Source organism: Hoskinsella mucinilytica (genome assembly GCF_045223415.1).
Lineage (GTDB): Bacteria > Bacillota_I > Bacilli_A > Erysipelotrichales > Erysipelotrichaceae > Hoskinsella > Hoskinsella mucinilytica.
Genome location: NZ_JBEQZJ010000105.1, coordinates 1 through 1030 on the forward strand (window position 1 = coordinate 1; position 1030 = coordinate 1030).

Consider the following 1030-nt stretch of genomic DNA (forward strand, 5'->3'; position numbering starts at 1 on the left):
AAAGAACTACATGAAACTCAGCATTGGAGTATCAACTGGATGTGCCAGGTATTAGGAATCGCAAGAGCAAGTTATTATAAATGGCAAAATCGTAAGGAAACCAAAGAGGAATTAGAGAATCATGAACTAGCACAGCTAATACTGGAATACGATGAGAGATTTTATCATATTCTAGGCTATCGCAGAATGACAAGATGGATCAATAAATTCAACCATAAGAAGTACAACAAGAAACGTGTTAAACGAATCATGGATGTATTAGGGGTCAAATCAGTTATCCGTAGGAAGAAGAGTAAATATACAAAATCAACAGCAGAAGTAACAGCAGAAAACATACTGAAGAGAGACTTTAATGCGAGCAAGCCAAATGAAAAGTGGGCAACGGATGTGACAGAATTTAAAATCATCGGTATGAAACAAAAGCTGTATTTGAGTGCAATCATTGATTTATATGACCGTAGTATCGTATCTTACATTATTAGTTACAGGAACGATAATAACCTAGTGTTCCGTACATTTGAGAAAGCAATGGAAGCCAATCCAGAAGCTACGCCACTCTTCCATAGTGATCGAGGATACCAATACACGAGCAGAGTCTTCAAGAAAATGTTAGAGGACAGTGAAATCATACAGAGTATGTCAAGAGTGGGAAGATGCATTGATAATGGTCCAATAGAGGGTTTTTGGGGTATTATCAAAGCTGAAATGTATTATCTGAATCAATTTCATACAACAGAGGAATTAAAGGTATCAATAGAAAAATACATTGAATTTTATAATCATGAAAGACCACAAGGAAGATATTGTGACCAAACACCAATAGAAGTAAGAACAGCAGCACTAACAGCAATGAATGAAGTTCAACAATATCCAATAGAAGTAAATAGACGCATTGAGAAGTATTATCAGTCATTTAAGACAGAACAAATCAATATCGCAACAGCATAGAAAAAGATGACCTATCTTACGACAAGTCATCAATTACTAATTTTTATTTATTTTACCTGTCTACTTGACAGGGGGCAGATCA

At 35.3% G+C, this 1030-nt stretch carries 1 protein-coding gene; it reads left to right on the top strand.

Annotated features, from left to right (window positions below):
- Positions 1 to 948, top strand: a 948-nt coding sequence (locus tag UGRO018_RS17690; protein ID WP_416327836.1) for an IS3 family transposase, incomplete at its 5' end; no start/stop codon positions are given.
- Positions 949 to 1030 lie beyond the last annotated feature (82 nt).